Origin of the sequence: Aquicoccus sp. (genome assembly GCF_041686535.1) — a bacterium.
Lineage (GTDB): Bacteria > Pseudomonadota > Alphaproteobacteria > Rhodobacterales > Rhodobacteraceae > Aquicoccus.
This window is the reverse complement of the sequence record NZ_JAWLDS010000146.1, coordinates 1-5,181: the sequence shown is the minus strand read 5'-3', so window position 1 is coordinate 5,181 and position 5,181 is coordinate 1. Positions and strand designations below refer to the sequence as shown.

The 5,181-nt window shown below is 62.5% G+C and carries 5 protein-coding genes; 2 read left to right on the top strand and 3 right to left on the bottom strand.

Translation table 11 applies throughout. The annotated features are described in order from the left end of the window. Nucleotides 1-449 (top strand): alpha/beta hydrolase (locus ACESL9_RS16905; RefSeq protein ID WP_372675282.1); only part of this gene is annotated, 449 nt, incomplete at its 5' end. A gap of 47 nt (nt 450-496) precedes the next feature. Here the strand turns inward: ACESL9_RS16905 and ACESL9_RS16900 are convergent. The 3 genes from ACESL9_RS16900 to ACESL9_RS16890 all read right to left on the bottom strand — a co-directional run bounded on the left by ACESL9_RS16900 (nt 497) and on the right by ACESL9_RS16890 (nt 3,866). Next, nucleotides 497-1,039 (bottom strand): NADPH-dependent FMN reductase, encoded by a 543-nt coding sequence (locus ACESL9_RS16900; protein ID WP_372675281.1) that lies wholly within the window; start codon nt 1,037-1,039, stop codon nt 497-499. Beyond that, complete coding sequence (locus tag ACESL9_RS16895; RefSeq protein ID WP_372675279.1) at nt 1,036-2,817, bottom strand: monovalent cation:proton antiporter-2 (CPA2) family protein; 1,782 nt, start codon at nt 2,815-2,817, stop codon at nt 1,036-1,038. The genes ACESL9_RS16900 and ACESL9_RS16895 overlap by 4 nt, the downstream gene beginning before the upstream one ends. Before the next feature lie 107 nt (nt 2,818-2,924). Next, complete coding sequence (locus ACESL9_RS16890) at nt 2,925-3,866, bottom strand: ring-cleaving dioxygenase (RefSeq protein ID WP_372675278.1); 942 nt, start codon at nt 3,864-3,866, stop codon at nt 2,925-2,927. Between the two features lie 128 nt (nt 3,867-3,994). On the opposite strand from ACESL9_RS16890, the gene ACESL9_RS16885 reads away from it, so the two are divergent. Continuing rightward, nucleotides 3,995-4,906: a LysR family transcriptional regulator gene (locus ACESL9_RS16885; RefSeq protein ID WP_372675277.1), complete on the top strand. Its 912-nt coding sequence runs from the start codon at nt 3,995-3,997 to the stop codon at nt 4,904-4,906. Nucleotides 4,907-5,181 lie beyond the last annotated feature (275 nt).

Genomic DNA, 5,181 nt, shown 5'->3' with positions numbered 1-5,181 from the left:
GCATCAACCGCTGGTTCCGGCGGTACGATGCCGTGACCTATGATCAGGCCGATATCCGATCCGAAGCAGAGGCATTCAACGGTTTCATGGATGCAGTGATTCGAAGCTACGGGCTGGATGCAGGGCGCATCAGCTATCTGGGCTATTCCAACGGGGCGAACCTGCTGGGCGCGTTGATGTTGCTGCATCCGGGTCTGGTGCGGCGCGCGATCCTGCTGCGCGGGATTGCGGCGCTGGACGACGCGCCTGCGCCTGACCTGACTGGGGCAAACATATTGCTGCTGTCTGGGGCGCATGATCCTTTCGCCCGCATGGCCCCGGCGCTTGAGGCATCGTTGCGGAGTGCCGGGGCGACGCTCGATACGCGCACCTTGCCTGTGGGGCATGAGCTTGGCGCATCCGATCTGGATGCGGCGAAAAGTTGGCTGGACAGGCAAACGGCCAAATGAGTCGCGAGGTCATGGCCCGTCAACAGGTCTGGGACCCTAACATCGTGTCAGATGGCCCTGGCGAAACCGTCCAGAAAATCCGCCAGCCGGTCGCGGCTGGCGGGATCGGTCAGGTTGCCATCCCCATCGAAAAGATCGCCTGCCCGCGCCACCATGAGCCGCCCTTCGGCCCAGAAATCGACTTTGAGCGTACGCAGCACAGGCAGCCAGTGGTTCTGCGCCATGATCGTGCCAAACCCACCGGGCGACGCACCAAGCACTGCCACCGGTTTGCCTACCCACATCTCCAATCCCGGCCCGCGTGACATCCAGTCGATGGCATTCTTGAATACGCCGGGAATGCCGTTGTTGTATTCCGGCGTGACCAGCAGAACCCCGTCTGCGGCTTGAAGCTGCGTTTGCAGCGTTTTGACAGAAGTTGGCAGGCCTTTGGCCTGTTCAAGATCTCCATCGTAAAGCGGCACGTCGCGGATTGATCCGGTCTCGATTTTCACGCCGTCCAGTGTCAACTCAGCAGCGGCGCGCAGCAATCCCGCGTTGAAGGATGCGCGGCGCAGGCTGCCGCTGAGGCCAAGGATTGTCTTTGTCATTGCGGATTTCCTTTCGATGTGGATCTGGCAGGGGTAAACGGTTCCGGCACCGGGGTCGTCAACATACTGTCACGGCCTGACATGATATCACCCTGCACCTGTTCCGTCAGGCGCTGTGCATCGCGGCCGCGGACATCCTCCAACGCGTCTGTCACTGTCGCCTCGTCCCACCCAAGGCGGCGTAACCCTTCGGCCCCCATCTGAAACGCGGATTCAACTGTTTCACGGATCTCGAAGTCCACACCTGCGCGGATCAGGTCCATCGAATGACCCCGGTCATAGCTGCGCGCCAGCACCGCCGCATTCGGGAATTCGTGCTGGACCAGTTCTGCAATGGCGCTGACTGCGCGACGGTCATCGACACAGACCAGGATCACCTGCGCCTGCGCCGCCCCCGACGCATGCAGGATATCCAGCCGCGTGCCATCACCGTAATGGACCTTGAACCCGAAGCGCGCGGCGTCGCGGATACGGTCGGGGTTGTTCTCGATCACCGAAACCTGCGCCCCGCGGGCCAGCAGCAGTTGCAGCGCGATCTGGCCAAACCGGCCAAAGCCGATGACCAGCACCTGCCCGCGCAGACCGTCCGCGGCCTCTACGCCGTCCAGCGAGCGGTCACCGTCCCGCAAAACACGGTCAGCAGCAATCATGATCAGCGGGGTGATCGCCATGGACAGTATCACGACGGTCGAAAAGATAGCATTTTCGCGCGCGTCGATCACGCCACCGGCCAGGGCAGCGGTATAAAGGACAAAGGCGAACTCGCCCCCTTGGGCGAACATCACGGTGCGGCGCAGGGCGGGCAGGTTGGCCCCGCCAAAGGCCCTCGCCGTGGCATAGATAGCGACGGCCTTGACCAGCACGTAGACGACCAGCATCGCCAGAAGCAGCGGCCACTCCGCAGCCACCACTGCCAGATTCAGCGACATGCCGACAGCCAGAAAGAACAGGCCCATCAACAGGCCCTTGAATGGCCCAATATCGCTCTCGATCTGGTGGCGATAGCTGGAGCCGGACAGCATGACACCCGCCACGAAAGCACCCATCGCCATCGACAGGCCGACGGTCGCCATTAGAAGGGCGGCACCGAGCACCACAAGTAGTGCCCCGGCGCTCAGCACCTCGCGGGCGCGGGCGCGGGCCAGCAGGGCGAAGAACGGATCAAGCAGCCAGCGTCCCGCCACAAGCAGCGCCACCAGACCCCCAAGAGCGAGTGCCAGCGCAGCCAGCCCGCCTTCGCCCTGTCCGACGGGGGAAAGAAACGCCACAACCGCCAGCAATGGCACAATCAGCAGATCCTCGAACAGCAGGATCGAGATGGATTTCTGACCCTCGGGGCTGGCGATCTCGCCACGCTCTTGCAGGGTGGACATGATCACGGCGGTCGAGGACAGCACGAACCCCGCACCGGCGATAAACGCCGTGACCGGTGGAAGTGAGAACACAACCACGCCTGCCAGCGACAGCAGACCGATTGCAAGACTGACCTGTGCCAGCCCCAGCCCGAAGATCTGCCCCCGCAGCGCCCAGAGCTTTTGCGGGCGCAGTTCCAGTCCGATGACGAACAGAAACATCACGACCCCGAGTTCCGCGAAATGCAGGATCGCGTCAGGGTCAGTGAACAAGCCCAGCACGGAGGGGCCGACCAAGGCCCCGGCGGCGAAATAGCCCAAGACCGATCCCAGCCCCAGACGCCTGAAGAGCGGCACGGCAATCACCGCGGCCCCCATGAGCACAACCGCAAGCCCAATGACCGGCCCCAACCCTTCTGCGGCCATCGGCGCGCTCCTTTGCAATGTGACGTGCACTGGCACAGTCGCGCCGCGCGTCGATCAAGTGGTCTTGCCGGCCGCAGCGATGGTCCCGCGGCCGGCGCCCTGGTGTATCAGTCCAGCGGCTTCAGGCGCGCCTCGATTGCGGCGCGCTTCGGTTCGAGAAATGGCGGAAGGGACAATGCCTCGCCCATGGTCTCGAACGGTTCGTCCACATCGAAGCCAGGACCGTCGGTGGCCAGTTCAAACAGATTGCCACCCGGTTCGCGAAAGTAAAGACTGCGAAAATAGAACCGCTCGACCTCGCCCGAACTGGGCATGCGAAGGGTGTTCAAGCGCTCTGCCCATTGGCTGAGCGCTTGTTTGTCAGGCACGCGGAACGCGACATGATGCACCGCTCCGGCACCTTGCTGCGCCACTGGCAGGCCAGGCTGCACAGCGACATGCAATTCGGCGGCGGGTCCGCCCGCACCCATTTCGAACACATGCACCTGACCCTGGCCGTCGGGGCTGGGATAGTCTCGCACGGCGCGCATGTTCATCAGGTGAGTAAGGACCGTTTCTGTCGGCGCCAGTTGCGGCACCGAAATGGTGATAGGGCCCAACCCGCGGATCTGATGTTCCGGCGGCACCGGGCTGCGGTCCCAGGGATGTGCCGTGCTGGCGGTGTCGGCTGTCAATCGGAAGCGCTGGCCTTCGTGGTCCTCGAAATCAAGTGTGGCGCGGCCGTCGATCTCTCCGATCTCGCCGCAGATAAGTCTGGCGTCGCGCAGCCGAACGACCCAATACTCAAGACTATCCTCGACCACACGCAGGCCAGTGCGGCTGATCGCGTTTGTGCCACGTTTCTCCGACGTGACCGGCCAGTCGAAAAAGGTCAGGTCCGTGCCGGGAGTGCCCGCGCCATCGGCGAAAAACAGGTGATACGCCGATGTGTCATCCTGATTGACGGTCATCTTGACGCGCCGCAGCCCGAGGGTTTCGGTGTAAAATCGATTGTTGCTGGGTGCATCGGCCGTGATTGCGGTCAGGTGATGTATGCCTGTCAGGTTCATGGTGGCCTCCTTGGTTGCGCGCAGTATGGCAGGTGACCGGGCGATTGTGCAGCACCCACCGCGACAACCCGGCGTTCGCGATTGCCGAACGATCAGAGGCGGAATAAGCTTTGCCTATGCGGTATACATTGGACGAGATCGAGACGTTTTTGGCGGTGATGGAGCTTGGCACCGTGACCGCCGCGGCAGCGCATCTGAACCTGTCGAAATCCGTCATCAGCAAGCGCGTTTCCGATCTGGAACGCGCCTTGCAGGCGGCCTTGTTCCTGCGAAATGCAGGCCGTGTCACCCCGACCGAGGCGGCGGTGCGCCTGGCAGAACAACTGCGTCCCGCTCTCAGCGCCCTGACGGCCGCGACCGAGAGCGCGTCATGGGGTATGGACGGGACCGCCCAATTGCGCGGCCGGCTGTCGATCACGGCGCCGATGACCTTTGGCACGCTTTTTCTCAGCCCGATCCTCGCACGGTTCGCGCAGGCACATCCCGAACTGGAATTGCGGATCGATTTTGACGATCGCGCCCGCGATCTGATCCGCGATGGCTTCGATCTCGCCATTCGCATTGGCGAAGCGCGCGACAGTGCCTTGATCGGGCGCACCTTATGCACCGACGAGATGATCGCCTGCGCCAGTCCCGACTATCTGGCCCGCCACGGTCAGCCAGCGGCACCCGCCGATCTGGCGGGACACCAGGTGCTGAGTTACATCCACCTTCCAGACGTGCAGCTGTGGCAGTTCGAGACAGACGGAAAACTTGCGTCGACTCCGGCACGCAGTCGCCTGACCTTGAACAACGGCGAGGCGATGCGGGATTTTGCCCTGGCCGGTCTGGGGCTGGCAATGTTGCCAGGCTTCATCGTCGCTGAACCCTTGGCAGCGGGCACACTGCAACCCGTGCTACAGGGTCACGCTACACGAAAAATGCCGGTCCTTGCATTATGGCCGCCAATCTCGCCCATGCCCGCCAAACTTCGCGCCTTGGTCGATCACCTTGCCCACGAGTTGGCTGGCGGGCGACCATGGGCGAAGTTGGCCGATTGATTTTGCTGCGTAAAGTTTTTTGCTCCAAGGGAACATTGACGTTGTGCTCTACGGTCCGTCCACACGCGCTCGGGCTGGTACATTAGTCCCGATCCTGCCTATTGCCGCCGGTTGAAATCTCCAAGTTAACTGATTGCTTTCGCAAAATGCTGTAATGCGATGCCGACGCCGAGGTCCCTAACCGCAATAATTCATGACGCTGAAATTTTCTGCTTGGGCAGTTGGCTCTCCGTGCCGTGGGTTTTTCGCGCGCATCCGATGTCGGCGTCCGGTTG

Bases quoted from the DNA above. Each gene is read 5' to 3' on its own strand.
- ACESL9_RS16900 (WP_372675281.1), bottom strand. From the start codon at position 1,039: ATGACAAAGACAATCCTTGGCCTCAGCGGCAGCCTGCGCCGCGCATCC.
- ACESL9_RS16895 (WP_372675279.1), bottom strand. From the start codon at position 2,817: ATGGCCGCAGAAGGGTTGGGGCCGGTCATTGGGCTTGCGGTTGTGCTC.
- ACESL9_RS16890 (WP_372675278.1), bottom strand. From the start codon at position 3,866: ATGAACCTGACAGGCATACATCACCTGACCGCAATCACGGCCGATGCA.